Raw genomic sequence first — 26577 nt, forward strand, 5'->3', positions numbered from 1 at the left:
TGGGACCGAATGCCCTCGTTTAGTCCCGTATAAACTTTGTTACTGACTCATGAAAGTTGAACTCGTACGCGTAGACGACGCGTTTCATTTTGAATCTACCGGCTCATCCGATGCCATTGTACATATTGATGGCTCGCCCGAAATAGGCGGCCACAACGCCGGAGTAAGGCCCATGGAGCTCCTGCTGATGGGGCTCGCCAGCTGCAGCGCCATTGATATCGTGATGATTCTGAAAAAGCAGCGGCAGCAAATCACCGACTTCCGTATAGTAGCCGAAGGAGACCGGGAAAAAGAGGCCGATACCGAGCGCAAGCCCTACCGTACCATGAACCTGCACTTCAAGCTGAAGGGCATCGGGCTGGATGAGGCCAAGGTGGCCCGGGCGGTGAAGCTATCCATGGAGAAGTACTGCTCCGCAACCGCTCAGTTTGAAAATACGGTAGAGATCGGCCATCAGGTAACCATTGAGGAGGCCTGATCCTGCCAAGTACCTTTATATAGCTGTGTCACCTGTCGAAACGTCAGGCGCGCGGTGCTGTCATGTTTTGTAAGTACCACAATACCCGAATAACCCCATGCAACAATACCACGATCTACTACGTCACATTCTGGAAAACGGCGACCGCAAAACGGACCGTACCGGTACGGGTACCCTCAGTGTATTTGGTTACCAGATGCGCTTTGATCTGCAGAAAGGATTTCCGCTGGTCACGACCAAGAAAGTACACATGAAGTCGGTGATCCACGAGTTGCTGTGGTTTCTGAAGGGAGATACCAACATCAAGTACCTCAAGGAAAACGGCGTAAGCATCTGGGACGAATGGGCCGACGAAGACGGTAACCTCGGACCCGTATACGGCAAGCAGTGGCGCAGCTGGATGGGCCCCGATGGCGCTACCATCGACCAGATGAAGGATGTACTGGACCAGCTGAAGAAAAATCCGGATTCGCGCCGGATCCTTGTTTCAGCCTGGAATCCGGCCGACCTGCCCTTTATGGCCCTGCAGCCCTGTCATGCGCTGTTCCAGTTCTACGTAGCCAACGGTAAGCTGTCGTGTCAGTTGTACCAGCGCAGTGCTGATGTATTCCTGGGCGTACCCTTCAACATAGCCAGCTACGCGCTGCTGACCATGATGATCGCGCACGAGTGCGGCCTTCTGCTGGGCGACTTTATCTGGACCGGCGGTGATACCCACATCTACCTCAACCACCTTGAGCAGGTCAACCTGCAGCTGACCCGGGAGCCTCGTCCGCTGCCGACCCTGAAGCTCAACCCCAGCGTGCAGAGCATCTTTGATTTCAAATACGAAGACTTCACCCTCGAGAACTATGATCCGTGGCCGGGTATCAAGGCACCGGTGGCGGTGTAGAACCGATCCTAGCTAACCAATAAGGGCTGACATACATTTGTCAGCCCTTTGTGTTGGTGTATGTATAGATGATCAGCGTTGTTCTCTGAGTAGTTTCTGGTATTCCCGCTCCACCAGGTCCCCCTTGCTGTAGTAGGCATTGTAGCCTTCGAATGCCAGCCCAATCCCCCAGAAGAAGAGCGGAAAGCCCGGCCAGAAGAAGTTGTCCCCGCCGCTGCTGAAGTACCAGATGCCGATCAGGAAAGGATTGACGATGCAGTAGGCGATCAGGTTGTTCTTGAACTTGATCCGCAGTTTAGCGAGTCTCCAGAGTCTTTCGTTTTTAGTCTCCATAGCGATTGGTTCAGGTGATAGGGTACATAATTGGGGGGGGCGGCAGGTACTTACTGGCCGTTGCGTACCAGTTTTTCGTACTCGCGCTCGGTCATGCTTCTTTCGTCTCCGGCCCTATACACCGAGAAATAATGCGTTGTGAGGCCAATGCCCCAGCCCAGCGTGGGCCATATCGGCCAGGGGTGCAGGTTGTTGCCCCACTCCTGCAGGTACATAATCAGGTACAGCAACCAAAGGCCGGTGATGACGATCAGGTAAGTGCGCAGGTGGATCTTGAAGCCAGCCCGTTTTTGGGCTATTTTCCAAAGCTGGTCGTTGCGATTGGGTTCCATAGGTACGTAGGGTATAGTGTTAGACGTGTGTTTGGTCAGTTAATTTACGAATTCTTCGTGTAATTTGCTGATTCAAAGATAGTATCCGTCGCTACCCGCAGGCCACCGTAATCTGACCAATTCCCTTTTTTCCAGGATAAACCTACCTAAAGGCCGGAATGAATCTGCTTCCAAGCGGTCAGGAGTAGCATCTGTATGGATTCCGGCTTTCAGTACCGGCTACCCCTGACCAGTGCAGACTGATCAAACAAAGACCGACACAAATGGTATATAGGTAGAGGATCTTCATCATCAACGGGGACCAGTACATCCTGTAAAGCGGGTGAATGAGTAGTAAGTGTCGTTGAACATTCGTATATAGCAGTACAGCACAATGATTGAGGGTATCATAAATCAGTATTCGCGCATGAAAAAACATCTCAACATCACGGTTCAGGGACATGTGCAAGGCGTTTGGTTCAGAGCCAGTACCGAAGAGAAAGCACAGGAGCTGGGTCTGAAAGGTTTTGTCATAAACCAGCCCAATGGACAAGTCTATATTGAAGTCGAGGGAAAAGAGGAAGCACTGGAGCAGTTTCTATACTGGTGCCACAAAGGCCCCATGCTCGCCCGTGTGGATCATGTGGAGGTAGAGGATGGTGAGGTGCAGGGATTCAGGGATTTTGAGCTCAGGCGGTAGGGGCTTCCTCTGCCGGTTTTTCTGTTTGAACAATCTTAAAACTTCATGAACAGCAGCTTGTAGTAGTATATTTTCAGTAAGACTTCCTAGGAATATAGGGATAATAAAGCTAACTTGTTGATCAATAGGCGGGTATTGTTTGTAGGCGCAGGTGGTTTACCTATTCAAGTGTAGGCCTTAAACCTGTATAAATACTAGCTTCTGTTGGTCATGCACTTCAAGTACCTTCTTCAAAGGTTTGCTCTGGTATTTTACGCCATTCTCTCATTCACATATAACAGGCGCTGCTATGAAAATCCCTATACTACTCATAGGTATATGTGTACTTACTACCTGCACTCAACCCCAACGCACCAAAAGCGGCGAAACAGGAAGCCTGACGCTGGATGTAGCGGGCTCAGAGTCAGCCATGCCTCATTTTAAGCAAGGACTGTTACTCCTGCATAATTTTGAATATACGGATGCCGCGGCAGCCTTTGCTGAAGCTCAAAAGGTGGACCCCAGCTTTGTGATGGCGTACTGGGGTGAAGCCATGACGTACAACCATCCCGTCTGGGGCGATGTGAATATTGAGAAAGCCCGTGCCACTCTGCAAAAGTTAGGAAGTACCCCGGCAGAGCGGGCAGGCAAAGCCCGCACACCCATGGAAAAGGATTTCCTGGCTGCCATTGAAATCCTCTATGGCGAGGGCTCCAAGCCCGATCGGGATCAATCGCACGCCGCCTATATGGAAAAGGTCTATAAGCGATACCCCGGGAATATAGAGACAGCCGCTTTCTATGCCCTTTCTTTGCTCGGTATGAAAGAGGACTGGAGTAAGTGGGAGAGCGTCAACGAAAAAGCCGCCGCCATATCTAAGGCTATCCTGAACAAAGCTCCTGATCATCCCGGAGCACTCCACTACTATATACATTCGGAAGATCATCCGGATCACGCCAGAAAGGCCCTGGCTGCGGCTAACAAGTATGATAAAGTAGCGAGCTATGCCGGTCATGCGCTACATATGCCCTCCCACATATACCTGGCTCTGGGGATGTGGGATGATGTGGTTCGTGCCAACGAAGTATCCTGGCAGGCCAGTGTAGACCGAAAGACTAAACGCAAGCTTTCTAATGACGCATTGAGTTACCATGCGCATCTGTGGCTGGAATATGGCTATCTACAGCAGGGGCGACATTACCGCGCACGGCAGCTGCTGGAGAATCAGATCGCTTATACCAGCGAGGTACCCTCAGCTCTGGCCCGTCACCATCTGATACAGATGAAGGGACACTATCTTTTTGAAACCGGGGACTGGGAGGGTGATCTGGCGGCGCTGGGTGTGGATACAAAAGGTCTGACGCTTGGTACCCGTACGGCCAGTTACCTCCTGGAAGGGACAAAAGCGTTCAAACAAAGAGATAAATCCGCTCTGGCCCGTGTGATACAGGCACTGGAGTCGGATCTGGCAAAGGCAACTTTGCTTAGGAATTCCAACACGGGTATTCCTGTATGTGGGGTATCACGTTTTGTTGAAAGTATTCCGTCTGAGTTGGATATCAGGGAGGCTGATGCGGTCAAGATGGAGTTGATGGGCCTGCAGGCCTGGGCGAATAATGATATGAAGGCGGCAGATAGCTGGCTGCAAAAGGCCACTGCTCAGGGCGAAGGGTATTTGTACGGGCCACCGGGTATATTCAAACCCATGCATGAGGTGTACGGTGAGTTCCTGTTAGCCGCAGATCGCCCGCAGGAAGCTTACAGGCAATTTGAAACATCGCTCAAAATGGCTCCCAACCGTATTCAGTCTTTACAGGGAAAGCTGCAAAGCGCCCAAAAAATGAAAGATATTCAAAAGGAAACAGAAGTAAAAGAACAACTGGAAGGGCTCCTGAAGCAGGCAGACGAGAAGGTAAGGAAAGGGTAAGAGGTACCTGGATTATCACTTGTAAGGCAACCTGCCTGGTGTCATCTGTTTTGGATAATTCAACTACTAACCATACTACTGCTATGTCCAAAACTATCAATCAGCGCATGACGGTACAGATCGAAGGGAGCTTTGTTGTCTTCCTGATTGGCATGCGTATCAACCGCTTCTGGAAGTTTCACAAATGGGTACCGGTAGCTATGGCTATGCCCAAAATGCTCAAAGAGCTATCGCAAAAACCGGAGAGCGGATTTCTCGGCTTTCAGATGTACGGGGGTGTACCTCCGGTCATAGTTCAGTACTGGAGATCTTTTGAGCAGCTGGAGGCGTATGCCAAAGATCGTACGGGGCAGCATTATCCGGCCTGGAAGGCTTTTAACCAGAATGTCAGGAGCAACGGCGACGTGGGCATCTGGCACGAAACCTTCAAGGTAGAGGCCGGTGAGTACGAATGTATTTATAATAATATGCCTGTATATGGGCTGGGCAAAGTAGGAAATCTAGTGCCGGTTTCAGGAAGAAGTGAGACCGCCGCAGGTAGAGTTCTTAAGAAGGATAAGGCAGAATAGTATCTTCAAGACGGTACTAAAGGAGTAGCAGAAGCTGTCAAACTACTATACCCCCATAACCCTTATACGTCCAAACTAGTTTGTTGAGGCAGGAAGGTAGTACCGCTACCTCTATCCACACCACTGACTAGTGATTGATGATGACTGATAAGACCGTATATGTGTTAGGGGCAGGCTTTTCGAAAGAGGCCTCGGCACCCGCGCAGGAGGAGCTGGTAAAGCAAATATTTGAAATAGATCGTGATAATCCCGGGGAGTTTGAGGACGGCAGCGTAAAGAAGTTCCGGTCCTTTCTGACCAATATCCTGCTGGTACCCCAGAAGTTGCACGACAGTGTACCCCTGGAAGATATCTTTACCCCGCTGGACCGCTGTATAGCCGACAATGTGTCGTTCCGGAATCTGAGCGTGAAAGAGACGCTGAAAGCCCGCGACCTGATCTACTACCTGATCGGTAAGACGCTCGAATGTACCCTGCGCAGCTCTCAGAAAGACTACATCGACCAGTTTGCGAAGTACATCACCGACAAGTCGTCCACCCGGCGGGGGCATCGGTATGCCAACCTGGACCCCGTCAGCGTGATCAGTACCAACTGGGATACACTCCTGGACGACTCCATCAAATCCCAGATCAGTGCGCACTACCCCGGCGAGGCAGTGGTAGACTACTGCTGCCATTTCAGTTCGTTTGAGTCCAACGACCAGTCGGTGATGCCAGGGCTGGAAATGCTGGGACTGGGCGGGTTTAGCGTCAAGCTCCTGAAGCTGCACGGCTCACTCAACTGGCTGCAGTGCCCCAAGTGCCTCCGGCTCTACGTCGACTTCCATAACCGCATCGCCATCGGGCAGTACGTAACGCCCGTCAACTGCCGGTACTGCGACACGCAGTTTGGCGTGCAGAGCTCCCACAAGCTGATCTCCAACCTGATCATGCCCACCTTCCTGAAGAACTTCTCCAACCCGCAGTACAAGCTGGTGTGGCAGGCCGCGGGCATCGAGCTATCGGAGGCCAGCCGGATTGTATTCATTGGCTACTCGCTGCCGCAGGCCGACTTCGAGATGCGCCAGCTACTGGCCCGGATGGTCCGGAAGGATGCCCGGATCGTAGTGGTAGACTACGGCAGCCCCGACGAACATCGCATCGCCGAAAAGATGAAGCGGTACGAGGTATTCTTTGGCAAGCGAAAGCCCCAATTCTACCTAGAGGGGGCCAGAAACTATATTCAAAATCATCTGGATGAGGAGTAGGAGCCCTTTCAGACTATTTTTTTACATTGGTCCCCATACAGACCCAGCCACTACTACTGCTTAATGGCTCCGCTGGTGGTAGAGCCGCAGGAGCGTAGTAGTAGAAACAGCCAGCCCCCATGAAATTCAGGAAAGCAGTCAAAGAAGATGTACCCCTTATCGTTCAGCTCCTGGCCAACGATAAGCTCGGGCAACTGAGGGAAGAGTACCGGGACCCGCTGCCCGATTCATACTACCAGGCCTTCGAGCGGATCAACCTGGATACCAATCAGGAGCTAATCGTAGTGGAGGACAGAGTGGGGGAGATCATAGCTACCTTACAGCTGAGCTTTATACCCTACCTGACGTACCGGGGCGGCATAAGGGCTCAGATTGAAGCCGTCAGAGTGCGGGAAGATGTGCGGGGGGAAGGCATCGGACAGCAGGTATTTGAGTGGGCTATCCGGAGAGCCCGGGAGCGGGAGGCGCATGTGCTCCAGCTGACTACCGACAAGCAGCGGCCGGATGCCGTTCGATTCTACGAGAAGCTGGGTTTTGAGGCGACGCACGAGGGAATGAAGCTACATTTGGACCTACTTTCCTAACTTCGCCAAAAAACTGCGGCTGTTGCTGCCCGTTAGATACCCTGTCCTATGAACATCCAATACATCCTCGAAATTGTCGGTACGTTTGCGTTTGCCATATCGGGGGCGCTGGCGGTACGGGATAAGGAGCATCAGGACTGGTTTGCGGCTACCTTTACGGCTTTTGTTACCTCTATCGGGGGCGGTACCGTGCGCGACGTACTGCTAGGCAGCTACCCGCTGGTCTGGATCAGTGATATTACCATTGTATACGCCATCCTGCTGGGCGTACTGGCTACATTTATCTTCTATAAGCAGTTGCTCCGGTTGCGCCGCACCCTGTTCCTGTTTGACACCTTCGGGATCGCCCTCTTCACCATTGTAGGTACCGAGAAGGCCCTGAACCTGGGCGTGCAGCCCGAGATAGCCGCCATTATGGGTGTGTTTTCGGCCGTGATGGGAGGGGTGATCCGTGATACCATGAGCAACGACATCCCTATCATCTACCAGAAGGAGGTATATGCTACGGCTTGCCTGGCGGGGGCGGTTAGTTACCTGCTGCTCGACTCTCTCGGTGCTGAGCGCAACACTGCTTTTATCCTGGCTTCGGCCGTTATTATCCTGATCCGTATCCTGGCGGTGCGATACCACTGGAGCATCCCCCGGTTTTTCCGATAAGTACCTATCCATTCTCTTTTTACGAGCGAGGTGCGGCAGTAGTATAGATCGCACCTGTGATCAGTTGCAAACTGAAAATGTATCTGTATAGACGCATAATAATTATTTAATATTTGTAACTGGTTGTTAATCAGCGAGCGTATATAAGTATGTAACTCTATTTTTTACATTATTCAAAACAACTTGCTGGTACTCAAGTTCTTGCCATGTAACCAGTTTTTCCACACTTAAACAATTTCAGTATGTTTTACCATGACAAGAAGTTGCAGTACAAGGTACGTGTAGACAAGCCCAATCCGGCATTTGCGAAACTGCTTCAGCAGGCTATCGGTGGAATCGAGGGAGAGATCAGAGTATGCCTCCAGTATCTGTTTCAGGCCTGGGGCTCACGAGGACCCGTAAAGTACCGGGATATGCTGCTGGAGACCGGAACCGAGGAAATGGCTCATATTGAAATGCTGGCTACGGCGGTAGCTCTCAATCTGGAAGGTGCCACTAGTGAGCTGAAAGATAAGGTTGCGGGCGAAAACCCCATTGTAAATAGCATCCTGGGCGGTATGGATCCGCGTCATGTACTGTCGTCGGGTATGGCTGCTATGGCCGTTGACAGCAACGGAGTACCCTTCAACGGCTCCTGGGTAGTAGGTACGGGCAACCTGGCCGCTGATATGCACGCCAACGTGATGGCCGAGTCGAGCGGACGGGTGCTGGCTACGAGGCTATGGGAAGCAACCGACGATAAGGGTATGAAAGACATGCTGGCTTTCCTGATTGCCCGCGATACCATGCACCAGAACCAGTGGCTGGCGGTATTGGAAGAACTGGGCGGCCTGGAAAACAACCACCCGATCCCGAACAGCTTCCCGCAGGCTGAGGAGCATACCCAGTTTAGTTACCAGTTTATCTCGACCAACATCGAGCGTACCGAGCCACCGCTGGGCCGCTGGACCCGCGGCCGGTCCATTGATGGCAAGGGTGAGTTTACGTTTGTACATGCGCAGCCGCACGGCGACATCCCTGATCTGGGAGCACCCGATCCGCGCGGATTTGCCCAGAAGGAGCAGATGATGGATGGCGCCGGCGATGGTATCATGAATAAGATAAAGGAGACTCTGAGCTAGGAGGGTCCTGATTAGACTGAAACGGGGGGAGGCGACCACAGGGTTGCCTCCCCCCGTTTTGTTATATACCGGCCCTTTTGGCGGTTGTATTATGGTTACTTCTTTTTGTACTGAATGGCGAAATTTCAAGATTATAGTTTTTTAACCGCCTGTTAATAAATAGATTTATCTGCGGATGGGCTTTGTTACCTTTAAAACCTATGGCTAGTGTAGTGCCTGATGCAGCACAGCAGGCGCCGAGCCCGACAACACCTCTGAATTACTCTTTTTAACCATAATAAACCTTCTATTTAACTCTTTCAATGATGAAAAAACAACTACTCTCCCTATCTGTTTTGGTATGTGCTGTGCTACTGGCAGGCGGGTGCACAAAAAGAATTCAGAATACAGAGGTGTATGCGCAGGTAGCCGGGCATCGGGTAATCGCCATCATTCCGCCGGAAGTGGCTATCAACGGCATAAAAAAAGTAAACAACGGGACCATCCGGGAGCTGCAGCAGAAAGAGTCCCTGAACTTTCAGCAGCGCATGTATAGCTGGATGCTGAAAGGAAAGATCGAGAACCGCATTTTTGTCTCTATCCAGAAATTACAGGAAACCAATGATCGACTGGAGGCAGCCGGGTACTTCGATGACCAGCCCCTTACTCCCTCTCAGATGTGTGATGTCCTGGGGGTGGACGCCATACTGGTATCCAACTACCTGGTCAAGAAAGTCATGACCGATGCCCAGGCTCAGAACCTGGGCCTGGCCGTGTGGAAAGCGGGAGTAGGTGCCCCGAGAGGAATGAGAGGCCCCACCAACAAAACCGCAGTGAACCTGCAGATATTCGATAAGCAGACGGGCCGCATGGTGTGGGACTACAGCAACCGGCTGAATGGCGACATCAAAAGTACACCGGCTACCCTGGTGGATGATATGATGCGGATGGCCAGCCAGAACAGCCCCTACTACTACAGAAGAGGAAAGTCTATCTAAGAACCGGAGGTGCTGGTAGCGACTTCATTCGTAGCCGGAACCACAATCGTATATGCGTGAGGGGCTGCCATAGGCAGCCCCTTTTTTTCTCTTTCCCGAAGCTAACCGGTTGGGGTTCATCATTTCGATCGTCTCCTTCATACCGTTATTTTTCCACTTGGTCTATATCCACTGGCTACTCTCTGAAGTCGGCTGTAGCTTTGAGTATCTATTAGCTATGATACGTTATGAAGTGTGAACTAGTGCATACCCCCCGGGGCACGGTAGAAGTAAGTACCTATGGGCAGGGCCCCCATGGATATGGAGTACCGGTACTCTTTATCCACGGCGGTCAGGGCAACTGCCACGAAACCCTCTTCCATAAGGGCTTTGACCCCGGCAGGTACTACCTGATCACGCCTTCGCGGCCGGGCTACGGCCACACGCCCCTACTCGCCAGTACAACACCCCGCTCTACGGCCGACCTGTTTATGGCTCTGCTGGATGAACTGGATATAGACCAGGTGGTGGTGGTAGGCATATCGGCCGGAGGGCCTGCGGCTCTGGAACTGGCTGCCCACTACCCGGGCCGGGTATCCGCCCTGGTGCTGGTCTCGGCGGTAACAAAGGAGTGGCTCACTCCTGATCACCCCAGTTACCGTAAGGGAAAGATGCTGTTTAGTCCGGCTCTGGAAAGGTACAGCTGGGGCTTGTTTCGGGGATTATACAGTCTGTTTCCCCGCCTCATGGCCAAAACCATGTTTGCGGAGTTCTCCAGTGTCAAGGGTGCCACCATCTCTATGGAAGAGGTAGCCGAGCTGTACGGGGTAGTTAGTAAGCTACGTTCGTACTCGGGCTTCATGAATGACCTGGACCAGACCATAGAGGCAGGCACAGTAGCTGAAGTCAAAGTGCCTACGCTGATTCTGCACAGCCTCAACGACGCCGCAGTACGTGTGGAGCACGCTTACCACGCACACAAGCTCATCAAGGATTCCAGGCTGTACACCTACAAAAATAAGTGGGGACACATGCTTTGGCTGGGTCCTGATAGTTCCAATCCTATTCTGGACGTACTAGCTTTTTTAGAAAAAGATTATCAGTGGAATGTAGACCCTCAGACCCCAATCCTATGAGCCAGCATCCGATCAACCTGGGAATACGCTTTTTACTCGAGATAGCCGCCCTCGTAGCCGTAGGTATGTGGGGCTGGCAAAAGCCCGAAGGCAATATGCGCTATGTACTCGTCGTGCTGCTGCCGGTACTGTTGGCGGCGCTGTGGGGCGTATTCAGGGTACCCAATGATCCCGGCGTCCCGCCCGTGCAGGTGTCGGGCGTAGTACGGCTGCTGATCGAGGCCTTTGTGTTTGGGTCGGCGGTAGCCGCCCTCTATGACCTGGGCCAACTCCGCAACAGTATAGTCCTGGCCGGACTACTGCTGGTACACTACCTGGTGTCGTATGATCGGGTACAGTGGTTGCTGAGGCAATAAGCCCACCCGGATAAATAGAATGTATAGGCAAGCTCTAAGTAAAATTCAGTAGCACCGACAGGGAAAATTGGAGTTCGGCCTCTATTTTGCTTATATACTGACTAAGCATCCCAATAGTTGCTCCTCTTGTGAATGAACAGCTTTTTCTTGGGCCGGCTATATATACTTTTAACAGATTGACATTTGTGGATAAATTACACTCTAACTTCACAAATTCTGATATCTCTAGTACCTATAAGCTGCGTCTTGCCGACTATCAATAGTTTAGATGAAATGGAATTGAAACAAAGAAGGATCTGGGACAGAAGACATTTTAAGCTTCTGGAAGATGGTGTTTGGCTACGCCAGATATCTCCTACCGACGACGTAGAATTGAAAGTTAAATACGAAGAACTTGGCCTGGAGGTTGCATATATACGGAATAAGTCAGCAAGTCTTGTATATGGCTCACTCCTCTTTCTGTCAACAATCACAGGTAGAATGGTTCTGAGGGATATAGATTTGAATGACACCTCGGATATCGTACTACTCACTGCTATCTGTGCATTTGTTTTGATTCTTCTGCTGATGGCTTGGATGGATTCGAATAAGCCCCTGATCATCATCAACGGGGGTGAGAAGAAGATTGCCCTTCTTAGAAATAGCCCTGATGCTACTACCGTCGATCAATTTATAAATGAGTTGCACAGCAGAATTGTTGATAGGATCATTAAGGTAAGGGTTCGCCCCCATGATCCGGAATTAAACTACCGGTATAAAAAGAGCTCGCTTGATCTACTGCTGGAAGAAAAGGTGATAGATGAAGTGAAGTACGACCAGATACTTAGGCAGATCAGCGAAAATAATCAGAATCGAATTGGCTTTGCCAATAGCTTTTCTGAATTCGAAGATGAAGATAATGAAGAGGACTTGGACCTTTAATTGCCTTCCACTACTATTTAACACCTTTACTTTAACTCCTCCCTGAATACGTTATTAATTGCATCACAAATGTCTATCCGTCAATCTTGAATTTCCTGAGCAATCAGGTGCATACAGAGACAGACAATGTAGCTGCATAAGCAAACAAAAAAGCCCTACGTTTCCGTAAGGCTTTTTTGTTTGCTATATATGTTGCTAAGACTAAACTAGCTGAACATTAACTGCATTTAGTCCTTTTCTTCCTTCCTGAAGGTCAAATGACACTTCATCACTTTCTCTGATCTCATCTACTAGTCCAGAAACGTGTACGAAGTACTCCTGACCTGATTTGTCATCCTTAATAAACCCGAATCCTTTTTGGTCATTAAAGAATTTTACTATTCCGTTATTCATGTTGTTGTTGTTATAATACATAGATACTACATCCCCGGTAGTATATAGGTTCATTATATTTTTGCCCCAATGCATCGAATTGGTTACAAAGTACCTCAGGAGGCTTCAAAGGCACTAAAAGAATCCAAAATATAGCTGTAAAGCTGGTCTTGGGGATGAGTAGCGATGGCTGGCTGAGCGACAAGGGGCACTGGCGGTAACCAGTCTCTTGCCAGACTTCTTCCGTTCGAATATTAGCTTTGATGAAGCCCCTGAACACGAGAAAGCCTTCCGTGTAGTAGTTCGCACCACTTACGGAAGGCTTTCCTTATTACGCCATCCCGAAACTCCGGGAGGGCTTATGTCGATTTATTTGCTTGATATACTAGGCTTCTTACCGAACTACCTCGGGCGTCCCCTCCAGGATGTTGGCCAGGGAGTTGTCGTACAGGTCTTTGGCGGCGGCGGTGCCGATCAGCGTCTGACCATCTACCACAAAGCCTTCACCGGTCACAGTACCCAGTTGGCGGAATGCCGTGTTGAGGCCGCTTAGTAGCTGCTCAAATGCCTGCTGCTTATCCGCTTTTACGCTCACCAGGACGCGACTCTGCGCTTCGCCGAACAGGTAGGCATCTTTGCGGAAGCCTTCGTCCGTAGTGATGTCAAATCCCAGCTTACGGAACATAGCTGACTCGGCCAGGGCCACAAACAGACCTCCATCCGACAAGTCGTGTACCGACGCTACTACACCGGAGGTGATGAGCTGACGCACGGCCTGCTGCAGGCTGTACTCCTCGTCCAGATCAAAGGCCGGAGCGGGCGACTGCTTCACGCCCCGGTAGCTGTACAGGTACTCCGATGACGCAGTGTCGTTCTTGGGCGTACCTACCAGATAGATCAGGTCACCTTCGGCCTGGAAAGCCAGTGGTGTCTGCAGCTCGGGCTTCTCCACCAGACCGATCATACCGATGGTAGGCGTCGGGAATACCGGTCCGTCGTCGGAGCTCTGGTTGTAGAAGCTCACGTTACCACCCGTTACGGGCGTTCCGAATTTCTCACAGGCCTTGCCCATACCCTTTACGGCCTGTACAAACTGCCAGTATACTTCGGGTACGTAAGGGTTACCAAAGTTGAGGTTGTTAGTCACGGCCAGGGGCTCGGCGCCGGCGCAGCTCAGGTTACGGGCGGCTTCCGACACGGCGATCTGCGCGCCAATGAATGGGTCAGCGTTGACGTAGCGGCTGTTACAGTCGACGGTCATAGCCAGTGACTTTTCGTAGTCAGGACGGGCCGCGTCGCGGATACGTACCACGGCAGCATCCGAAGGCTCGTTGGTGGTGCGGGTAGCCGTACCTACCATCGAGTCGTACTGCTCCGCTACCCAGCGGCGCGAGCAGATGTTGGGGTGGGAGAGGAGGTGCTTCGCCACGGCTGACAGCTCGTCGCCCGCTACATCGGGTACGCTGTCGATGCTGAATTTCTTGAACTCCTGGTAGTAAGCCGGCTCGCGGTACTCGCGGTGGTACTGCGGAGCGCCACCCCCCAGCACGAGGTCGTGCGCGGGTACATCGGCGATCAGCTGGCCGTGCTGGTAAAAGTACAGACGACCCGTATCGTTATCGCCGGGGGCTATTACTTCACCGATCTGTACGCAGTGCAGATCCCACTTATCGAATATGCCTTTTATAACGTCTTCCTTGCCTTTGTCTACTACTACCAGCATGCGCTCCTGCGACTCCGACAGCAGGATCTCCCAGCCGTGCATGTTCTGCTGGCGGGTAGGTACCTTATCAAGGTCGATGATCATACCGTGCTCACCTTTGGCGCTCATCTCCGACGTAGAGCAGATAATACCGGCGGCACCCATATCCTGGATACCGATCACGTGGCCCGTAGCGATTACTTCCAGCGTAGCTTCCAGCAGGAGCTTCTCCATGAAGGGGTCACCTACCTGTACCGCGGGGAGTTTCTCGTTGGATTTGTCGGTGATATCTTCCGAAGCAAAGGTAGCGCCGTGGATACCATCCTTACCCGTAGCCGAACCTACGATAAATACGGGGTTGCCTACGCCGTACGACGTAGCCTTGGCTACCTTACCTACCTCTACAATACCCGCCGAGAAAGCGTTAACGAGCGGATTGGTGTTGTATGATTCGTCGAAGAACAGCTCGCCACCTACGGTAGGGATACCGAAGGCGTTGCCGTAGTCGCCGATGCCCTTCACCACACCCTTTACCAGCCACTTGGTCTTGGGCAGGTTGGGGTTACCGAAGCGCAGGGAGTTGAGCTGGGCGATGGGGCGCGCGCCCATGGTAAATATATCGCGGTTGATACCACCTACGCCCGTAGCGGCGCCCTGGTAGGGCTCAAGCGCGGAGGGGTGGTTGTGTGATTCGATCTTAAAGCTACACGCCAGGCCATCGCCGATGTCCACCAGACCGGCGTTTTCTTCTCCGGCTTTGGCGAGCATACGTTCGCTGTCGCGGGGGAGGGTCTTGAGCCATACGATGGAGTTCTTGTAGGAACAGTGCTCCGACCACATCACCGAAAAGATACTCAACTCGGTGAAGTTAGGGTCACGACCTAGTATTTCTTTGATGCGATCAAACTCTTCGGGGAGTACACCCAGCTTGCGGGCGGTTTCGACAGTGGGGAGGGCATTGCCGTCCAGAACTTCGGTAGATGACACTTTTTTCTCAGTTTACAGGTACATAGTCCGTGGTACGTAGTAAATGGCTACAGTACCTACCATTTTTCGGACCTCTTTACTCACGCAAAATTAGGCTTTTAGCTCGACACAAGACAATTTCTGAGAAATATTTCTGGCAAACTATTGACTGGAAAGATTTCCTTCTTAATTTTGCACCACGTTTGCGACACAGCAGATCTTCTTAGAGGGATGGCGGAGTGGTCGAACGCGGCGGTCTTGAAAACCGTTGTAGGGCAACCTACCGGGGGTTCGAATCCCTCTCCCTCTGCAAAGCCTCAGAACGACAAGTTCTGGGGCTTTTTCTTTTCTCGGATTACTTAGGTCTGGGCTCCTCTATAAATATCTTAGAATTTAATCAGTGACGTTATCTGTGTTGATTTTTCAATCTTCCAATTGTCCAAACCAAGTACTTTCCCAATATCTATTTAAGTACCTCCTGTACCTATATAAGTACTTATTAAATTCGGCCAGAAGCCCTTACCCGCTCAGCCTTCCAGAAGTTGACGAAATTTTTATTTAAATAAACAGCCTCCAGCGTCTTGAAAGCCACAAATTGAAATAATTTATTGATTATGAGGGATATATATATATATACAATAGCGTAACTTTGTCATAGAGAAGTCTAAGACTTTCCATAGGACATTAGTTTCCTCATCGCCGACCGCACCTTGCAAGGTACCACTGACCATGATCGATCCTGACTAGAGCTGAGTAGTTCGATGTGGTTACCTTCACAAAACTCCTTCTCACCAGCTATTATGGTCAAAAACATCTTTCTGATTGAAGATGATGAAACTACCATGCTTCTGCTGCGGAAAACTATTCTACGCTACAGCTTCGCGGAGAACATCATCGAGCTCAGGCACGGGAGGCAGGCTTTGGACTATCTGGAACAGATTATGAGCGGGCAGGAAGAATTAGCCCCGGACCTGATCATGCTGGATCTGGATATGCCCGTTATGGATGGATGGCAGTTTCTGGATGAGTATACCCGGCGGTATAAGCACCACTTTCCTCACACGCAGATATGCATACTGACTACATCTGATGATGAAGAGGAGTATCAGCGCGCCAAACAATACCCCATTGTTACTTATTTCCTGAAGAAACCTTGCTTCCTGTCTGATCTGGATCAGGTAAAACAACAGGTATTTCTGAAGTTGCTCAATAAAAATACCGTCGGATAGATAGCCGTAGTAGCAACTATCCAATCAGGTACGTATACGTAATTATCGTCAAAAGGTAGGTAGGTGTATTACCAGTCTAACTTTGACAAAACAATACCTCTTACCTACTCCACCCCCTGCATGATTAAAAGTCTTTACCTGGTAGAAGATGATGATATTACTTTGTCGCTTTTACGATGGATTATGAACCGAGCCCATTTTGCTGAGCATGTGACCGAGTTCAGGAACGGAAAGCTGGCCTTTGAGTATATGGAACAGGTAGCTACGGGCCAGGCCGGACCAGCCCCCGATCTGATCCTGCTCGACCTGGATCTGCCCATCATGAATGGCTGGTTCTTTCTGGATCTGTATACCGAAAAGCTACGGCGGTACTTTCCCCAGACCAAAGTATGTATACTTACGGTATCCGACGATCCCGAGGATGAGCGGAGGGCTATGGAGTATCCGGTGGTAGGCAGCTTCTGGCGGAAGCCCCAGTTCATCAGGGACATCGAGAAGTACAAGACCCATGAGAGCCTGAGGCACTTCTTTGAGAAGAAAACAGACTAGATCATGCAGGCTCAGCCGCCGGTGCTACACCTCAGTAGTAGTGAAGAAGTGACTGGTGTTGGTAGAAAGAGCAGCCAGGGTTTGGCGCAGGATCCGGACGATTTCATTATACCCGTTGGGCTTTACTATGTACCCTACCGCTCCCAACTCCCGGCAGGCTATGATGTCGCCGGGGTAGTTGCTTGTCGAGTAGATCACTATGGGTACCTCTCTGATCCGATGCACCTCTTTCAGCCTCTCCAGAATTATTTTGCCATTCAGCTGAGGGAGATTCAGGTCCAGGAAGATGTAGGATGGGGTAAAGCTTTCATCATTTTCCAGCCTTTGCAGGGCTGCGGTGCCGCTACTCTCTATAACCAGTTCAATGCCAGGATCAATGGCGGCTATAGCAGATTTAAAAAAATGATGATCATCATAATCATCATCAATGAAGTAGCAAACGGTATTCAAGGTATGGATAAGTTTATAATCTATCAGGTCATTCGGGGTTGCGACAAAAGTAGACACTATCAACTAATTTGCGTGGTTTATTTTTAAATTATTTTAATAATCTATCGGGTTGACACCGGTGAAGGGGTTACGCAGTGCTTCTCCTCTTCGAATTAAAAGCTCCGGAACACCTGGTTCCGGAGCTTTTACAGGTCTATACATAAGGTCTGCAGTCGTACGACTGCAGATAGTATACGTCTCTTTTCCGTTTTTGTTTAGTTAAAGGAAACAGGTATGGGCTGGGAGCTTTTACTCCAGCTTCAGCAGAAAGCCCAGTTCTTCGAGTTGATTAACAATCCGTCTATCATCACGTTGGTCAATCTGCTCACCGTAAAACAGGAATACCCGAAGCGACAGGGAATCCAGGTACTTTTCCCATTGTCGGTTGGCGTCATAAAATGTCGAGTTCTTCAGGTCTCTTAGAACTTCCAGTGTAGAAGCTCCCGATATGATCTTTCCATTTGCAGTTAGGTATCTCATCTTCACTACGTCTTTCATTACTACTAACTTACGACCTTGTATGTAACCGCTGTTGAAAGAATATGTTGGTAAAAAATTCTAATTTTTTTCTAATAAAATAAAATTCCCCCGCCAGTAGCTCCAGCGGGGGAATCTTGACTATATAAACCTTATACTCAAATTATTATCAATACGCTACTCAATCCTTAGCAGCAGACCTGCCTCCTCCATGTGCTTAAGTAGCTGATGGTGACAGCATCGCTTGATCTCCTTATCAAAAAACCATTGGATTCGCATCATCAGGTCTTCCAGGAAAGGGTCCATCGGAAGGTGTGCATCACTGGGCGACGAATTCTTCAACTCCTCCAGAATATCCCAGGGAGAATAGCCCGATAGTATAGTTCCGTTTGCTGTCAGGTATCGCATCTGTCTCTGCCGTTGTCTCTCAAAGCACTAACGTTGCCTGCTTAAATATGTTTAAAAAAATCTTTGATTTATTAAATCGTTGTAATTTTTTAGTGAAAGGAGGAGCAGAGTACTTCCTGCCTGCAAGTGCTTGTATTGAAGCAAAGAAATAGAAGGCCGTACTAGTTGATTTTGAGCAGGTAAGCCTGGTCGAGCAACTGCTCGAGTATTTCGTTGGGGTCCTGCGAGCTGATGCTGATGCAGTAGTGGGTATGGAGGTAGCTGGCAAACTGGTCCAGAAAAACCTCCATGTCGGCTCCGGAGCAGAAGTCGTTCCTGATTTGCATCAGCACTTCCTCAGACGTATGGCCCTCAAATACGGTACCGGTTAGTGAAACAAACTTCATCGCTCAGATAAGTAGAACTAGAACAAAAATAGCAGTTTTGTTGAATCAAAAGTAAACATAATTCCGTTAGTAAAGTAATTAATACCGACGGACTGTCTACCTGTACCAGGTGTGGCATATCTGGAGCCGAAAATCCAGCATATATGATTATTAGGTACTACGAAGTAGGTTGCTATGGCAATAGCATGTAACTTTGTGAACAATATTGTTGATATTTGTATAGACACCAATAAATGCCCTCTTTAGACTATGATAAATAATCTGCTGATCATTGAAGATGAAGAAGATACCGTCGGTATACTGAAGCGATTGTTGTCTGCTAACCATTTTGCCAAGAATATCCACGTGCTCCGGAACGGGAAAGAGGGGGTTGATTACTTTGAGGCACTCGCTGCAGATAAGAATGGCACGGCCCCGGAGCTGGTTCTGCTGGATATATATATGCCCGAAATGACCGGATGGGATTTTCTGGACTGGTTTACCTACCGTTATAAGAATGATTTTCCTAATACGAGTGTATGTATGATCACGGTATCCGACGACCCGCAGTACCAGCAGCGGGCTTCGCGTTACTCCTGCGTAGTAGAGCTGATTCAGAAGCCCCTCTCCAGGCAACACCTGTCGTACCTTCGCAATTTCCAGATACACCGTAAGCGCCTGTACTAGCAGGGGAGGCCCGGTACTATATTCGCTCCTGCCTTTTCTTCGTCTCTTCCACCCGTTTTTATTACTGCCTCCTACTTTTTTTGGTACGATGGTTGTACTGGCTGGTGTACCTGGCCGGAATAAATATATCCTGTCAGCATAGGGTAGATTAGCTCTGGTACCACTTGTATAATAACTACGAATACCGAAGATCACGAATTGATACACAGAGGAGGCTCCGGCATACCTCTGGAAACAACCTCTGTCCATACCGGAAGAGTTTAGCATTGGCGTATATGTAATTATTTTTCATGCTTCGGATTCCCCTCAGAATTTCGCTTATCTACTTTATAGTAGGGACGACCTGGATAGTAACCACGGATTTACTGCTGCATTTTGTGTTTCAGATTGATCGGGGACTAACGGTGGCTATTGCCAAAGGATTGCTGTTTGTGACGGTCAGCTCGCTGTTGCTCTACCTGCTGTCCAGGAGAAACTACCGTCAACTAAGCCAGTCGGAAAAGCAGTACCGGGCCCTGTTCGAAAACAACCCTTCGCCCACCTGGATCTACAAGCTATCCGATCTGCGGTTTCTGGCGGTCAATGACGCGGCCGTACAGAAGTACGGTTACAGCCAGGAGGAGTTTCTGAGCATGACCTGCCTGGAGCTTCGTCCCCCCGAGGAGATGGAGCGCTTCTTGAATTTTGTGGGTACCTACCAACAGGAGTACATGTCGGCCGGAACGTGGCGCCACCTGTTAAAAAACGGTCAGACCATATACACGACGATCAATACCTACCCGGTGGACTTTGACGGGGAGGAGGCCGCGCTGGTGATAGCCCAAGATATTACCAAACAAATAGAAAAGGAACGGGAAGCCGAACAGAAGAACCAGGAGCTGGAAAAACTCAACGAAAAGCTCCTTGAGAAGCGCGAACGGCTCCGGTACGTTCAGAAGCTGGCTAAGGTAGCCGGCTGGGAGTACTACCCCGACGAGGACCAGCTGGTGGGAGCGGATGAGATCCTGTCGCTGTTCAGCCACGAAGACCAGGGGGCGCTTACCTACGCCGAACTGTTTGAGGCCATTGTACCGGAAGATCTGCCCCGGGTACTCAGAGCCAATAAGCAACTGCTGCGGACAGGGCAGAAAACGGAGGTATCGTACCGGATCAGGTGGGAGGAGCAGATCCGGTACCTGCGGCAGGTGGGCGAGGCCGACCTGCTGGATGGGGAGCGGATACTGCGGGGCATGGTACAGGACGTAACGGCCATGAAGAAGATGGAGGACGAGCGCGACCAGGTCGGAAGTACCCTGAGACGCACCCTGGACAGTATTACCGATGGCGTGATCGAACTGGACAGAACCTGGCGGGTAACCCGCATCAACAAAGCCTTTGAAAGACTACTGGACATAGAGGCCGGTAACGTAGTGGGCCTGGCCGTGCTGGATGTATTTCCGGATGCGGTATCGCTCAGGTCCTATCCGGAGTATACCAATGCCATGGAGAAGGGCAGCGTGAGCCGGTTTGAAGAGTACTATGCTGGCCGGGACAAGTGGTTCTTTGTGACGGTGATACCTACGCAGGAGGGTATAGCGGCGTATTTTCAGGATATTACAGAGCGTAAAAAACACGAGGAGCAGGCGCGTATATGGCTACACCGTTATGAGTCGGTGGCCAAAGCTACCCGTGAGGCCATCTTTGATTTTGACCTCACTACCATGATCCTGGTCTGGAACCAGGGGCTCGAGCGGATATACGGCTACGGGCCGGAGTATCACGAAACTCCCCTGAGCTGGTGGGAGGAAAGGGTGCATCCGGACGACCGGCATAGAGCCAGTAAGAGTTTGAATGAGGGGATCAGCAACGGGTCCACCTTCTGGAGTGAACAGTACCGGTTCAGGTGCGCCAATGGTGTCTATAAATACGTCGAAGACAGCGGCCACATTATTTTTGACAGTAATCAGGAGGCCGTACGCATGATCGGCTCCCTGCGGGATATTGATGATCTCACCAGGGCCAATGCCGAGAATAAACGACTGGCCGAGATCATTACCAAAGTGAATAACGTGGTCGTAATTACGGATGTGGAAGGACGGATCAACTACATTAACCCGAGGTTTACGGAAGTAACGGGCTACACCTTTGAGGAGGTAGCGGGCCGGAAGCCCGGCGAGGTACTGCAGGGGCCGGAGTCAGATCTGGAGGTGGTCCGCCACATGGGTGAATCGCTCCGCGAGCGGCAGTACTTTTCGGTCGAGATCATCAACTATACCAAAGACGGACGTAAGTACTGGATGCATGTTGACTGTACCCCCATCTACGACGACTTTGGCAACCACCAGGGATTCATCGCCATCCAGAACGAAGTTACCGAGCGCAAAGAGAAAGAAGTGCTGCTGCAGGAACACGTTAGGGTACTCAAGGAAATATCCTGGCTGAACTCCCACGAGATCCGACGTCCGGTTACGGAGATTATGGGCCTGATGTACCTGATCAAGGATACGGACTGCGACGAGGAGAAGAATGAACTGTACGGGCTGGTCAACGAAGCGGCCCATAATCTGGACCGGATTGTACGCGAAGTAGCGGTAAAGGCCTACTCTCTGTACGGCGAAAAAGGATTCAGCTAACCGGCGTAGCCGTTGGGCAATACCTGCGTACAGCTCCCGCTGCCTTGGCCGGTGGTGCTACTAAAAAGGTCCGGAGCCCCATGCCCCAGACCTTTTATAAGCGGTATGTACCAGGTACTCTAGGAGAATTCCCTATCGATTTCTTCTCTGGTCTTACCTACTTTCTTCTGAATCTTTCCCCACATTTCATCTTCCTTACCTTCTGCGTAAGTCAGATCGTCGTCGGTCAGTTCGGCGTATTTCTGCTTCAGCTTACCTTTCATCTCGTTCCAGTTTCCTTTGGCAGTTTGCTCGTTCATGGCTTCTAACGTTTTAGTGTTTTATGACTAATTACTTATACTACTAAACATAAAGAAACCATACCAAACCCCACTACGAGCCCTGTAACGCCTGTTTTGCAAGTAGCTGTGTAAATTTTTCCCGGAAATATCCAATAGATTCTCAGCAGGCTTACACCTTAAGGAATATGCGGTGCCGGTAGAGAAAGTACAGAAACAGCCACACCAGTGCCAGAGCTCCCAGCGCATTGGCTACCTCGTGCCAGGGTTCGGCCAGGTGCTTGTAGAGTCCTTCGAATAGTAGTCGGGAGGTTTTGCCAAAGTCAATAAAGCGGTAGGCCAGGTAGATGGTCAGGGAGTTCATGCCGATGACCTTGAAGAAGAACGCCCAGCGGGTATAGCCCCGGATGTCAATGATCCAGTAAAACAGGGCCAGCATCAAAAACGCCATACCGGCTGTCAGCAGTATGAACGAGCTGGACCAGAGGTGCTTGTTGATCGGCAGATGCAGGTCCCACAGGAGCCCGAGCGCGACTCCACCGAGGCCAAACAGGATCAGGTTCTTAAGGGGGGCACTATCCCGGCGCAGAAAATCACCGGCCACCGAACCCAGGATGGTGAGGCAGAAAGCCGGTAGCTGCGTAGTGAGGGCCAGCTCGTCATAGGTTTTCTGCAGGAGGCGGCCGGGCATCACGTTCCGGTCGATCCAGCCCACCAGGTTGCCTTCGAAGGTAAGGTTACCGGCTCCGTAGCCGGGCACCGGTATCAGGAACAGGGCCGCGTAGTAGGCCAGCAGGATACCGCCTACGGTCCACAGGCGCTGCCGCAGGGAAATATTGAGGTACAGGAGCGTAGCGAAAAACGTAGCCATCCCGATGCGGCCCAGTACGCTGCCGTAGCGGATGCCCGCCGGATCAAACAGGTCAATGGGGGCATTTTTATCAAGAATCCCCAGCAGGATCAGGATCAGCATGCGCTTGGCTACCTTGGAGTAGAGGGTACTTTTGGAAAGCCCCCGCGCTACGCCGCTGCTGAGGCTGTACGACAGGGACACGCCCGCCATGAACAGGAACAGCGGGAAGATAAAGTCATAAAACGTGAAGCCGTGCCAGGCCGGGTGCTCAAACTGCTCGGCCAGGGCATCTACCCAGGGGAGGCCGGTCTTGCCGTGGAGCAGCGAAATAAAGGCGCCCCCTCCGGCGATCATGAGCATGTCGAACCCGCGCAGGGCATCGAGCGACTCGAGCCGGGCTGGACGGGTGGTAATGACTAGTTCCGGGTCGGGTGGAGCAGGCGTAGTAACGGTTTGCATGGGTCAGGGCTTTAGGAATAGACAAGATTTTACATCTTACTACTAAAAGCCCTGACCATCATACTACTACCCAAAAAGCCCCGGAGGTACCGTATACCTGCGGGGTCTTTTAATGATCAATGCCTGAGCCGGCTCAGAACTCGATGCGGTAGTTGAAGTTGGGGAAGAAGCCCATCTGGTACTGCGTACGTACCTGACCCGAGCGGCTGTCAAACGAATGGTTGAATACGTTCCGGGCGTTGGTCAGGTTCTGCAGGTCTACAAACCACTCCTGTGTCAGGTGGCGGCCGTTGTGGCGGAAGGTGATCTTGAGGTCTACCCGCAGGTAGTCTTTGAAGCGGGATTCAAAGGCGCGTGTGTCGTCGTAGATAGGTTTACCTTCGGCTACTGAGCGGCTCAGGTCAAAAGGCGTGTAGGGGCGACCGCCGGCGCGGGTCATGCGGGTATCGAGCGACAGGCTTCTGGTATCCCCCAGCTTCCACTCCTTACCCACCAGGGCATTGGCGATGTAACGCCCGTTGTAGGCCGTCTGGCGCCATACCTGATCGCTGCCCCGGTACCTTGACTCATACAGCGATAGGGTAGTCAGGAAGTAGTATCCCCGATCAAAGCTGCGCTCCAGCGTCAGCTCCAGACCGTAGTTCTTCCCCTTCCCGGTATTAACCAGACTATCCACATTGGGAGCCGCGAAGGTAGCGCCGTAGTTGAGGATGGAGAGTGATGAAAGCCTCTGCTCCACGGGTACATGGTACAGGTACTGGTAGTAGGCTTCGGCCTTAAGCCGGATGTTGTGACCGAACGAACGTTCGTAGCCAGCCACTCCCTGCGCACTGCGGGTCAGGTCCAGCGAGCGGTTGGTCTGGACGTAGCGGCCGGGAGCTACCTGGGTTTTGTAGAAGTAGAGCTGGATGGGCTGCAACTGGCTGTTGAGGCTTGCACCCACTGACACTACCTGCCGGGCAGGCAGCTCGTAGCGGGCGGCCAGGCGAGGCTCGATGGCGTAGGTAGTATTCAATAGGAAGTAGGTACCGTGCAGGCCGCTGTTGAGCGTAAGCCGGTTGGAGGGCTTGTACTGCCACTGGGCGTAGGCCTGGGCCAGCTGGGTACTTCCGCGCTCGTCGCGCAGGGTGCGGAAGCCCTCGTTGTAGACGTACACGCTGTCGGTAAGGCCATAGAACAACTGGTGAGCGAACACTCCCGCCGAAAACAGGTGCCGGGCGCTGAGCTTTCTGGTAAACTGGGAGGTAAGCGTCAGCCTGCCCTGGCTGGAGGCATCGCGGTAGGAGGGGATAGCCTGACGGGCATCGTTGAGGGAGTCTATCTGTACACCAAATTGGGAGCTTGTGGCCGCCAGCGTAGTCTTCAGGTATGTCTTCTCATTGAAGTAATGCGTGTAAGATGCCCCGGCTACACCCATACGGGCCTTGTTATACAGGTTGTTGTAGGGATCGTTGTAGAAGTTGGCGGTGTCTTTCAGCTCTCCCTTGAATGCGATATGACTGGTACCACCTACGCCAAACAGGGTCCAGCGGCTGCCGGTACGGCGGGTCGGCAGATCCACCTTAAAGGACAGGTCCTGGTAGTTGGGTACGTTGCTGCCCGTACCGGTGCTCAGCCCCAGCTTATGTACTACGCTCAGCACCGAGTAGCGGTAGTGTACCAGGTAGGTACCCTTTTTGCCTTTCACGAAAGGTCCTTCCAGTCCTGCCTCAAAGCCGTTGAAGCCGATCTGGCCGGTGTACTCGCGCTTATCGCGGTTGCCGGTACGAAGCTGCAGGTCAAATGCGCCGCCCAGCGCGTTGCCGTACATGGCTGGAAAGGCTCCGGTAAAAAAGTCGGACTGCGCCAGCAAATTATTGTTGAGCATACTCACGGGGCCTCCCGTAGCCCCCAGCGCGCCGAAGTGGCTGGGGTTGGGTATGTCCACGCCTTCCAGCCGCCACAGCAGACCGGTAGGGGAGTTGCCCCGGATGACAATGTCGTTGCGGGAGTCGTTGTTGCCTACTACGCCGGCAAAGTTGGCAGCCATGCGGGAAGGGTCGTTGCGGCTGCCCGCAAAGCGGCGGGTGTTTTCGATGTTGAAGGTTCGGGCGCTCAGCGTACCAAACTCGTTGTTGAGCCCATCGGGGTCGCGTCTTGCCTTTATGGTTACCTCCTGTCCCGTTATGACCTGCTCCTGCAGGCGGATATCCAGTACTACCTCTTTGCCCGCCGTTACGAGCACGTTCGGCACAGTCTGCTCGCCGTAGCCCAGGTAGGTTACTTTCAGGGTCTGGCGGCCCAGCGGTACGGCCGTGAGCCGGAAGGTACCTTCTCCGTCGGAAGTAGTACCTTTCAGCGGTTCGCTGTTCAGGAGCAGGATCGTAGCTCCCGGCAGGCTGCTGCCCGTCTGGGCATCCGTAACGGTACCTTTGATGGTCTGGGTGGAAGTTTGCGCCCACAGGGGCAGCACCACACAGTACAGGACAAGTACTAGTAGAACTCTCATTTTCATAGCTAACGAATGACTGGTTACACTTGCTGAGGCAAAGGTAGGAGCACCACCTACGGCGTTCACGTCTTTTCTGACGACGCTGGGAATTGGGGGGATGAAGTGGAGATGTGGGGGGACGAAGCAGGGCCGTGGCAGCAGAGCCGTATTCGTAAAAGAACAGCCCCGGCAGTTGACCAGGCTGGGGCTGTTTCACCAGTAGTAGGCAGTAAGTATGTTAAAGTATTAAAGCATTCAAACCTGCTACACCTCCCACGCGGCTGCCGCCTCAGTCCCTCCGGAGGGAAGCTTTACGAACTAGTTCATTTATTAATAACTCACGAATCAGGAGTGTACGAAGGAATTGTTTTTGGTCCAAAAGCGGCCCCAGCGGGGCGGCATATCTAGTGCCTGGTGTCGCCCCGCTGGGGCTGAAAACCACCTTCGTCCAACTATTTCTACTAAGGTACCGCCCCTACGGGGCTGAATTGAAA

28 protein-coding genes and 1 tRNA gene are annotated in these 26577 nt (G+C 51.6%); 18 read left to right on the plus strand and 11 right to left on the minus strand.

Translation table 11 applies throughout. The features are described 5' to 3' along the window. Positions 1-49 precede the first annotated feature (49 nt). Together JTN23_RS13705 and JTN23_RS13710 are read left to right on the plus strand one after the other, a co-directional pair. Positions 50-478, plus strand: coding sequence for an OsmC family protein (locus JTN23_RS13705; RefSeq protein WP_247235409.1), 429 nt, complete (start codon positions 50-52; stop codon positions 476-478). A gap of 97 nt (positions 479-575) precedes the next feature. Next, positions 576-1370: a thymidylate synthase gene (locus JTN23_RS13710; protein ID WP_247235410.1), complete on the plus strand. Its 795-nt coding sequence runs from the start codon at positions 576-578 to the stop codon at positions 1368-1370. 72 nt (positions 1371-1442) lie between these two features. Here the strand turns inward: JTN23_RS13710 and JTN23_RS13715 are convergent, their stop codons facing one another. Beyond that, positions 1443-1703, minus strand: coding sequence for a 2TM domain-containing protein (locus JTN23_RS13715; protein ID WP_247235411.1), 261 nt, complete (start codon positions 1701-1703; stop codon positions 1443-1445). Positions 1704-1753: 50 nt separating this feature from the next. Then, positions 1754-2035 carry a 2TM domain-containing protein gene (locus tag JTN23_RS13720; RefSeq protein ID WP_247235412.1) on the minus strand — a complete coding sequence of 94 codons (282 nt, stop codon included), beginning with the start codon at positions 2033-2035 and terminating at the stop codon, positions 1754-1756. Positions 2036-2441: 406 nt separating this feature from the next. On the opposite strand from JTN23_RS13720, the gene JTN23_RS13725 reads away from it, so the two are divergent. The 11 genes from JTN23_RS13725 (at position 2442) to JTN23_RS13775 (ending at position 12167) form a co-directional block, all read left to right on the plus strand. Further along, positions 2442-2714, plus strand: a complete 273-nt coding sequence (locus tag JTN23_RS13725) for an acylphosphatase (RefSeq protein ID WP_247235413.1) — start codon at positions 2442-2444, stop codon at positions 2712-2714. 289 nt (positions 2715-3003) lie between these two features. After that, a complete protein-coding gene (locus JTN23_RS13730) occupies positions 3004-4620 on the plus strand; it encodes a hypothetical protein (protein WP_247235414.1) in 1617 nt (538 codons plus the stop codon). A gap of 83 nt (positions 4621-4703) precedes the next feature. After that, positions 4704-5189 carry a DUF4188 domain-containing protein gene (locus tag JTN23_RS13735; protein ID WP_247235415.1) on the plus strand — a complete coding sequence of 162 codons (486 nt, stop codon included), beginning with the start codon at positions 4704-4706 and terminating at the stop codon, positions 5187-5189. 140 nt (positions 5190-5329) lie between these two features. Then, a complete protein-coding gene (locus tag JTN23_RS13740) occupies positions 5330-6436 on the plus strand; it encodes a hypothetical protein (protein ID WP_247235416.1) in 1107 nt (368 codons plus the stop codon). A gap of 119 nt (positions 6437-6555) precedes the next feature. Further along, the gene (locus tag JTN23_RS13745; RefSeq protein ID WP_247235417.1) at positions 6556-7020 is read left to right on the plus strand and encodes a GNAT family N-acetyltransferase; all 465 of its coding nucleotides are present in this window, start codon (positions 6556-6558) and stop codon (positions 7018-7020) included. 48 nt (positions 7021-7068) lie between these two features. Continuing rightward, positions 7069-7677 carry a trimeric intracellular cation channel family protein gene (locus JTN23_RS13750; protein WP_247235418.1) on the plus strand — a complete coding sequence of 203 codons (609 nt, stop codon included), beginning with the start codon at positions 7069-7071 and terminating at the stop codon, positions 7675-7677. Positions 7678-7919: 242 nt separating this feature from the next. After that, a complete protein-coding gene (locus JTN23_RS13755; protein WP_247235419.1) occupies positions 7920-8798 on the plus strand; it encodes a manganese catalase family protein in 879 nt (292 codons plus the stop codon). Positions 8799-9103: 305 nt separating this feature from the next. After that, positions 9104-9775: a hypothetical protein gene (locus JTN23_RS13760; protein ID WP_247235420.1), complete on the plus strand. Its 672-nt coding sequence runs from the start codon at positions 9104-9106 to the stop codon at positions 9773-9775. A 227-nt stretch (positions 9776-10002) separates the two neighbouring features. Beyond that, positions 10003-10890 carry an alpha/beta fold hydrolase gene (locus tag JTN23_RS13765; RefSeq protein ID WP_247235421.1) on the plus strand — a complete coding sequence of 296 codons (888 nt, stop codon included), beginning with the start codon at positions 10003-10005 and terminating at the stop codon, positions 10888-10890. After that, on the plus strand, positions 10887-11246 hold the full coding sequence (locus tag JTN23_RS13770; RefSeq protein ID WP_247235422.1) for a YrdB family protein: 360 nt from the start codon (positions 10887-10889) through the stop codon (positions 11244-11246). Before JTN23_RS13765 ends, JTN23_RS13770 begins: the two co-directional genes overlap by 4 nt. A gap of 273 nt (positions 11247-11519) precedes the next feature. Further along, positions 11520-12167 (plus strand): hypothetical protein, encoded by a 648-nt coding sequence (locus tag JTN23_RS13775; RefSeq protein WP_247235423.1) that lies wholly within the window; start codon positions 11520-11522, stop codon positions 12165-12167. 201 nt (positions 12168-12368) lie between these two features. On the opposite strand, the gene JTN23_RS13780 is transcribed toward JTN23_RS13775, so the two are convergent. Both JTN23_RS13780 and purL read right to left on the minus strand, forming a co-directional pair. Then, entirely contained in the window at positions 12369-12560 is a 192-nt protein-coding gene (locus JTN23_RS13780; RefSeq protein ID WP_247235424.1) for a cold-shock protein, read from the minus strand. Positions 12561-12933: 373 nt separating this feature from the next. Continuing rightward, positions 12934-15228: a phosphoribosylformylglycinamidine synthase subunit PurL gene (gene purL / locus JTN23_RS13785; protein ID WP_247235425.1), complete on the minus strand. Its 2295-nt coding sequence runs from the start codon at positions 15226-15228 to the stop codon at positions 12934-12936. 204 nt (positions 15229-15432) lie between these two features. Between purL and JTN23_RS13790 the strand changes: the two genes are divergently transcribed. From JTN23_RS13790 to JTN23_RS13800, 3 genes are all read left to right on the plus strand, one after another. Beyond that, a tRNA-Ser gene (locus tag JTN23_RS13790) sits at positions 15433-15517 on the plus strand. Positions 15518-16007: 490 nt separating this feature from the next. After that, a complete protein-coding gene (locus JTN23_RS13795) occupies positions 16008-16436 on the plus strand; it encodes a response regulator transcription factor (RefSeq protein WP_247235426.1) in 429 nt (142 codons plus the stop codon). 120 nt (positions 16437-16556) lie between these two features. Then, positions 16557-16985, plus strand: coding sequence for a response regulator transcription factor (locus JTN23_RS13800; protein ID WP_247235427.1), 429 nt, complete (start codon positions 16557-16559; stop codon positions 16983-16985). A gap of 24 nt (positions 16986-17009) precedes the next feature. Here JTN23_RS13800 and JTN23_RS13805 read toward each other — a convergent pair whose 3' ends face one another. The 4 genes from JTN23_RS13805 to JTN23_RS13820 all read right to left on the minus strand — a co-directional run bounded on the left by JTN23_RS13805 (position 17010) and on the right by JTN23_RS13820 (position 18745). Further along, positions 17010-17435: a response regulator gene (locus JTN23_RS13805; RefSeq protein ID WP_247235428.1), complete on the minus strand. Its 426-nt coding sequence runs from the start codon at positions 17433-17435 to the stop codon at positions 17010-17012. A gap of 288 nt (positions 17436-17723) precedes the next feature. Then, on the minus strand, positions 17724-17954 hold the full coding sequence (locus tag JTN23_RS13810; protein WP_247235429.1) for a hypothetical protein: 231 nt from the start codon (positions 17952-17954) through the stop codon (positions 17724-17726). 174 nt (positions 17955-18128) lie between these two features. Next, positions 18129-18359, minus strand: a complete 231-nt coding sequence (locus tag JTN23_RS13815) for a hypothetical protein (protein ID WP_247235430.1) — start codon at positions 18357-18359, stop codon at positions 18129-18131. A 161-nt stretch (positions 18360-18520) separates the two neighbouring features. Further along, positions 18521-18745 carry a hypothetical protein gene (locus JTN23_RS13820; RefSeq protein WP_247235431.1) on the minus strand — a complete coding sequence of 75 codons (225 nt, stop codon included), beginning with the start codon at positions 18743-18745 and terminating at the stop codon, positions 18521-18523. 249 nt (positions 18746-18994) lie between these two features. On the opposite strand from JTN23_RS13820, the gene JTN23_RS13825 reads away from it, so the two are divergent. Then, positions 18995-19411, plus strand: coding sequence for a response regulator (locus JTN23_RS13825; RefSeq protein WP_247235432.1), 417 nt, complete (start codon positions 18995-18997; stop codon positions 19409-19411). A 290-nt stretch (positions 19412-19701) separates the two neighbouring features. After that, positions 19702-22023: a PAS domain S-box protein gene (locus JTN23_RS13830; RefSeq protein ID WP_247235433.1), complete on the plus strand. Its 2322-nt coding sequence runs from the start codon at positions 19702-19704 to the stop codon at positions 22021-22023. A gap of 119 nt (positions 22024-22142) precedes the next feature. Here JTN23_RS13830 and JTN23_RS13835 read toward each other — a convergent pair whose 3' ends face one another. From JTN23_RS13835 to JTN23_RS13845, 3 genes are all read right to left on the minus strand, one after another. Next, positions 22143-22322, minus strand: coding sequence for a CsbD family protein (locus tag JTN23_RS13835; protein WP_247235434.1), 180 nt, complete (start codon positions 22320-22322; stop codon positions 22143-22145). 151 nt (positions 22323-22473) lie between these two features. After that, the gene (locus JTN23_RS13840) at positions 22474-23613 is read right to left on the minus strand and encodes an acyltransferase family protein (protein WP_247235435.1); all 1140 of its coding nucleotides are present in this window, start codon (positions 23611-23613) and stop codon (positions 22474-22476) included. 133 nt (positions 23614-23746) lie between these two features. Next, entirely contained in the window at positions 23747-26101 is a 2355-nt protein-coding gene (locus tag JTN23_RS13845; protein ID WP_247235436.1) for a TonB-dependent receptor, read from the minus strand. Between the last annotated feature and the right edge of the window lie 476 nt (positions 26102-26577).

Origin of the sequence: Telluribacter roseus (genome assembly GCF_017355915.2) — a bacterium.
GTDB lineage: Bacteria > Bacteroidota > Bacteroidia > Cytophagales > Spirosomataceae > Telluribacter.

Coding starts and splice junctions, on each gene's coding strand:
- JTN23_RS13715 (WP_247235411.1), bottom strand. CDS start 1,703: ATGGAGACTAAAAACGAAAGACTCTGGAGACTCGCTAAACTGCGGATC.
- JTN23_RS13745 (WP_247235417.1), top strand. CDS start 6,556: ATGAAATTCAGGAAAGCAGTCAAAGAAGATGTACCCCTTATCGTTCAG.
- JTN23_RS13765 (WP_247235421.1), top strand. CDS start 10,003: ATGAAGTGTGAACTAGTGCATACCCCCCGGGGCACGGTAGAAGTAAGT.
- JTN23_RS13840 (WP_247235435.1), bottom strand. CDS start 23,613: ATGCAAACCGTTACTACGCCTGCTCCACCCGACCCGGAACTAGTCATT.
- JTN23_RS13760 (WP_247235420.1), top strand. CDS start 9,104: ATGAAAAAACAACTACTCTCCCTATCTGTTTTGGTATGTGCTGTGCTA.
- JTN23_RS13810 (WP_247235429.1), bottom strand. CDS start 17,954: ATGAGATACCTAACTGCAAATGGAAAGATCATATCGGGAGCTTCTACA.
- JTN23_RS13750 (WP_247235418.1), top strand. CDS start 7,069: ATGAACATCCAATACATCCTCGAAATTGTCGGTACGTTTGCGTTTGCC.
- JTN23_RS13735 (WP_247235415.1), top strand. CDS start 4,704: ATGTCCAAAACTATCAATCAGCGCATGACGGTACAGATCGAAGGGAGC.
- JTN23_RS13820 (WP_247235431.1), bottom strand. CDS start 18,745: ATGAAGTTTGTTTCACTAACCGGTACCGTATTTGAGGGCCATACGTCT.
- JTN23_RS13845 (WP_247235436.1), bottom strand. CDS start 26,101: ATGAGAGTTCTACTAGTACTTGTCCTGTACTGTGTGGTGCTGCCCCTG.
- JTN23_RS13800 (WP_247235427.1), top strand. CDS start 16,557: ATGATTAAAAGTCTTTACCTGGTAGAAGATGATGATATTACTTTGTCG.
- JTN23_RS13835 (WP_247235434.1), bottom strand. CDS start 22,322: ATGAACGAGCAAACTGCCAAAGGAAACTGGAACGAGATGAAAGGTAAG.
- JTN23_RS13705 (WP_247235409.1), top strand. CDS start 50: ATGAAAGTTGAACTCGTACGCGTAGACGACGCGTTTCATTTTGAATCT.
- JTN23_RS13720 (WP_247235412.1), bottom strand. CDS start 2,035: ATGGAACCCAATCGCAACGACCAGCTTTGGAAAATAGCCCAAAAACGG.
- JTN23_RS13740 (WP_247235416.1), top strand. CDS start 5,330: ATGACTGATAAGACCGTATATGTGTTAGGGGCAGGCTTTTCGAAAGAG.
- JTN23_RS13830 (WP_247235433.1), top strand. CDS start 19,702: ATGCTTCGGATTCCCCTCAGAATTTCGCTTATCTACTTTATAGTAGGG.
- JTN23_RS13775 (WP_247235423.1), top strand. CDS start 11,520: ATGGAATTGAAACAAAGAAGGATCTGGGACAGAAGACATTTTAAGCTT.
- JTN23_RS13770 (WP_247235422.1), top strand. CDS start 10,887: ATGAGCCAGCATCCGATCAACCTGGGAATACGCTTTTTACTCGAGATA.
- JTN23_RS13710 (WP_247235410.1), top strand. CDS start 576: ATGCAACAATACCACGATCTACTACGTCACATTCTGGAAAACGGCGAC.
- JTN23_RS13725 (WP_247235413.1), top strand. CDS start 2,442: ATGAAAAAACATCTCAACATCACGGTTCAGGGACATGTGCAAGGCGTT.
- JTN23_RS13795 (WP_247235426.1), top strand. CDS start 16,008: ATGGTCAAAAACATCTTTCTGATTGAAGATGATGAAACTACCATGCTT.
- JTN23_RS13730 (WP_247235414.1), top strand. CDS start 3,004: ATGAAAATCCCTATACTACTCATAGGTATATGTGTACTTACTACCTGC.
- JTN23_RS13825 (WP_247235432.1), top strand. CDS start 18,995: ATGATAAATAATCTGCTGATCATTGAAGATGAAGAAGATACCGTCGGT.
- JTN23_RS13780 (WP_247235424.1), bottom strand. CDS start 12,560: ATGAATAACGGAATAGTAAAATTCTTTAATGACCAAAAAGGATTCGGG.
- JTN23_RS13815 (WP_247235430.1), bottom strand. CDS start 18,359: ATGCGATACCTGACAGCAAACGGAACTATACTATCGGGCTATTCTCCC.
- JTN23_RS13755 (WP_247235419.1), top strand. CDS start 7,920: ATGTTTTACCATGACAAGAAGTTGCAGTACAAGGTACGTGTAGACAAG.